Annotated in this window: 4 protein-coding genes and 1 pseudogene; 1 reads left to right on the top strand and 4 read right to left on the bottom strand. The window is 51.8% G+C overall.

The window, feature by feature from the left end; translation table 11 throughout:
• Nucleotides 1–842: 842 nt before the first annotated feature.
• From AC13C0_RS00110 to AC13C0_RS00095, 4 genes are all read right to left on the bottom strand, one after another.
• Nucleotides 843–1,157 carry a HigA family addiction module antitoxin gene (locus AC13C0_RS00110; protein ID WP_044385058.1) on the bottom strand — a complete coding sequence of 105 codons (315 nt, stop codon included), beginning with the start codon at nt 1,155–1,157 and terminating at the stop codon, nt 843–845.
• 10 nt (nt 1,158–1,167) lie between these two features.
• Nucleotides 1,168–1,446 carry a type II toxin-antitoxin system RelE/ParE family toxin gene (locus tag AC13C0_RS00105; RefSeq protein WP_341580995.1) on the bottom strand — a complete coding sequence of 93 codons (279 nt, stop codon included), beginning with the start codon at nt 1,444–1,446 and terminating at the stop codon, nt 1,168–1,170.
• Between the two features lie 164 nt (nt 1,447–1,610).
• The gene (locus AC13C0_RS00100) at nt 1,611–2,027 is read right to left on the bottom strand and encodes a VOC family protein (protein ID WP_117618983.1); all 417 of its coding nucleotides are present in this window, start codon (nt 2,025–2,027) and stop codon (nt 1,611–1,613) included.
• A gap of 204 nt (nt 2,028–2,231) precedes the next feature.
• Nucleotides 2,232–2,432: a hypothetical protein gene (locus AC13C0_RS00095; protein WP_117618982.1), complete on the bottom strand. Its 201-nt coding sequence runs from the start codon at nt 2,430–2,432 to the stop codon at nt 2,232–2,234.
• Nucleotides 2,433–3,026: 594 nt separating this feature from the next.
• On the opposite strand from AC13C0_RS00095, the pseudogene AC13C0_RS00090 reads away from it, so the two are divergent.
• Nucleotides 3,027–3,488: pseudogene (locus AC13C0_RS00090) on the top strand (IS110 family transposase); the annotation flags it as partial.
• Nucleotides 3,489–3,944: the final 456 nt, after the last annotated feature.

Below are 3,944 nucleotides of genomic sequence, written 5' to 3'. Positions count from 1 at the left end.
TCTCTGGTTGTGAAAGAGCATGCAGGTTAGACTTGGACATGGCGTATCATTCCTCTGTTGGTTGTGATCGTCGCGGTGATCAACCAACAGGATACGCCACCTCTTCAGCCTGCTTCCATACACCAGAAATCACCATAACTCCCCCCGCGTTCGCCGGGTAGAAGCTTCTGTCCCACTCCGCCTGCAAGACCTGGAGCAGTGCCTGCTGGATCAGGCGGTCAGGTCGTCAACGGTCATGCCGTCTATCCCCGCGCTTCCCTTGTTGCGTTTGACCTGACGGAAGGCACGGCGCAGGTAGTCCCTTTCCAGCACCCCGCTCCATCAGTTGATCGTGAACAACCGGAGTGTCTTCCCTGCCAGATCCAGCCACCACTTCACCCCCTGTTTCCAGAGACAGCGATTGCTGTTTCTCCGGTGCGGTCGGAGCCAATCACTCAGCTCCCAGCGGTTTTCGGCTGCACGCTGCGTCCCAGCGCAGCATCAGGAGATCTCCCAGGGTAAGACACCCGACTTTCATTGCGTAAATGCTGGTTTTATAAAACGCCGGCCAAGTGCAGATGGCGGGCTTAATGGTCACGTGCCCACTGGCCCCACCGATGCCACACCTCTTATCCAGCTCCTGTCCGTCATCCCGCAATTTTGCGTTGGGCTTACTTCCGGCCGGCGCTCCGGAGACTTCCCCTCGTGGGTTTGCCCTTACCCTTTCGCTAACCTTCGGCTCTGCGAATACCTGGTATCGGGACTTTCACCCGACAAGTCTGGGGCCATGCCTGGCACACCGCCCGGCTCACGCGCCGGTTTGGAGCCGCGAGGCGGCGGAAAACCGGTCGCCGTGCAGCCGGTTATGCCCTATGCCCGATTTCTGATACAGCACTCCACGGACGAATATTCTTCAGCTGATCCTCAAGCGCATCTTCCGCAATCTCAGTGTCATAGGCTGCCTGAGCTCGCAACCAGTAGCCATTGGACAAACCAAAGAAGCGACAAAGTCGCAGGTCCGTGTCTGCGGTTATCGAACGCTTCCCAGCAATAATCTGGCCGATCCTCTGAGCAGGCACCCCAATCTCTTTAGCCAAGCGGTATTGAGAAATACCCATCGGCTCAAGGAACTCTTCCTTCAGTAACTCGCCTGGCGTTACAGCTTCAATGTTGCGCATGAGTTACCTCCTAATGGTAATCAACAATTTCGACATCTTCCGCACCAGCCTTGGTCCAGCGGAAGCAAACCCGGAACTGCCCGTTGATTCGAATGCTGTGCTGACCTTGGCGGTCACCGTGCAATGGCTCCAACATATTGCCGGGCGGTACTTTAAGATCATCCAACTGGCTTGCAGCCTGGAGTTGCCGAATTTTTCTCAAGGCAACTCGCTCAAAATTGACGAAGCGTCTGACGCGACGTCCGCTTGCCAGCTTCTCGGTATCCTTACACTTGAACGATATGATCATAGAGAAATGATGACGCAGAGCGTTAATAACGTCAAGCGTTAGTATACGACAAAGTAAGCTGAGAGAGGGGCATAACGAATGAGCTTAGCGGCGCCCTTGTAATGAAGGCGAAGCCGCAATGAAAAGGGCGTCCGGCGGCCATCGGCCGCGTACTACAGCGACTGTTATGCAGGTTCATCTGAGGGCCCGACCCAGAACAGCGGGTTGTGAGCCACTTCCCAGAGATAACCATCTGGATCAGAAAAGTAACCTGCGTAGCCACCCCAATCCGTTTCCTGAGCAGGCTTCGTGACAACGGCACCGGCTGATGCAGCCTGAGTCATAACTTGGTCAACCTCTTGCTCGGAACTAACATTGTGCGCCAAGCTGAACCCTGCAAATCCGCTTGATTCTCCAGACACCGACGCATCTTCCGCCAGAGCTTCACGCCCATATAATCCGAGCCAGGTCCCATTCAGCGTAAAGAATGCCACCCCAGGCGGAGAGTCCATTCGCGGAAGATCTAACCCCTGCTCATAGAACACAATTGAGCGTTGCAGGTCATTTACCCCCAAAGTGATCATACTAATCCGTGGCTTCATTTTGGCCCCCTGCATAACCTCTGTCTCAACGGCAGACAAAATTGGTGCTTAAATTGCGCAAGCAATTTGAGTGACAGTTTTGGCTGTCCGATTTCCGATTGCAGGCACTTGTTAGCAAATGACATCCACATTGGTGATTTAAGATTCCAATGTAGTTTTCACCACAAGACTATTTAAACCATTGGTATTTCAAATTTTGTCATTTTAAAACGGAATTGGTCCATCATCATCTTCCATATATGACATTTCGCTCATCAAACCGAGAAAAACCCCAAGCGATTCGCTTAAGTTTTTAACTATTTCACTGTACATGAGCTTTTCTTCAGCCGTCTTGGCTTTACCCATAGCTTTTAGAGCAACAGACATCTCCTTGGAAATGCCTTCCATCAATTTATCTGGTTCCATTACTTAATATGCCTCATTTTATTTTTCGCTAATCTTTTCTCATTCTAAGAATCAAAGCAATTTCATGCAAACGTATACTCCTGAATCCGTGACTTCGCACGGCTTGATAAGGGCTATGACGGCTATGACCCGAGTACCCGCCTACCTGACTCCACCTGGCGAACGTGATAACGTGATCGGGACAAATCGCGATTGGCGCTCAGTTCAAGAGCTCCCACCCCAAAACATCATGAGTCACTACCAAACCCGGTACGGCCTGCTTAAACTGACTATCTGCCGCGTGTATATTGGTAACGAAGGCACTGATGGTCATCAGAAGCGGTGGCGGCGCAACGAACCGGCCCAACTTGTCCGATAGTAATTTCACCTGACCCATCAATAAGCATTTCAATGTTTTTAAATTTCATGCGCGAGAGTCTGACTCCTTACAAACATAACGCTGAACTAACCGGCGCCGTAGCGAAGCGGAGGGAACCAAAAGCGCCACGCTTTTGGCGTCCGGTTGAGTGACTTGATACTGATTGAGCCTTCTCCCCAGCCCAGCGGTTGCCCGCTAAGCTGGAAGGCGACCAAGCACTACAAGGGAGAAGACTCATGAACTTTTACCATAGCAGTCACAGGCATTATTGTGGAATCGATCTGCACGCCCGCAGCCTGTACGTCTGCATCCTCGACCAGCAGGGGGAGGTGTTGCTGCACAAGGAAATCAAAGCTCGTCTGGAACCGCTGTTGGCACTGCTCGAACCCTTTCGCGATGATCTTGTGGTTGGCGTCGAATGCATGCACTGCTGGTACTGGATCTCGGATCTGTGTGAAGAACACGGCATCAACTTCATCCTGGGGCACGCGCTCTACATGAAGGTCATCCACGGTGGTAAAACCAAGAACGACCGTATCGATTCCTTCAAGATCGCCATGCTCATGAAGGGCGGCAACTTCCCGCTGGCCTACGTTTATCCGAAGGAGATGCGGGCAACCCGGGATCTGCTTCGTCGACGCACCCGCATCGTCCAGCACGGGGCCATGCTCAAAGCTCATGTGGTCAACACGACCAGTGACCTTGTTTGGCAGCCCAGTCCAGCAAAGCTACCAGAATCCACCATCCTCTCAGACCGCTCAGAGTTAATGAGCATGCGACGTGGCTCCAGGCCAGTGGTTAACGACGTACTGAAAAGATGAGAATGGCAACAAAAAAGACAACGCGATCGCTGATGAATGGCGTGCCCTCGGAGACTCACAGGTGTCGTACTCAAGCAGCGTCTTGTGACGCACCTGTGAGTCTCCGAGGGTAGCTGAAAAAGCGTTCAACAACGATCTCCCTTATTTTGTTTCGTGGTTCAGATCTCAACTCGAATAATACTGGTTGAATATGGCTATGTTGGTTTTCACTGTTGGTACGCTCTAATAATACTGTATATACTACTGTATAAACAGTCCTTCAGTGGAGAGTATCATGAAGCGAGCCGACATTAATGCTATTGAAAAGAGCTTAGCCAACCTCCCTGTTGACCT

Source organism: Marinobacter sp. B-21 (genome assembly GCF_056857895.1).
The sequence above is the reverse complement of the archived record's forward strand: the minus strand, read 5'-3'. Positions and strand labels throughout refer to the sequence as shown.

Excerpts from the sequence above, each read along its gene's own strand:
- AC13C0_RS00110 (WP_044385058.1), bottom strand. The coding sequence starts at position 1,157 with ATGCGCAACATTGAAGCTGTAACGCCAGGCGAGTTACTGAAGGAAGAG.
- AC13C0_RS00105 (WP_341580995.1), bottom strand. The coding sequence starts at position 1,446 with ATGATCATATCGTTCAAGTGTAAGGATACCGAGAAGCTGGCAAGCGGA.
- AC13C0_RS00100 (WP_117618983.1), bottom strand. The coding sequence starts at position 2,027 with ATGAAGCCACGGATTAGTATGATCACTTTGGGGGTAAATGACCTGCAA.
- AC13C0_RS00095 (WP_117618982.1), bottom strand. The coding sequence starts at position 2,432 with ATGGAACCAGATAAATTGATGGAAGGCATTTCCAAGGAGATGTCTGTT.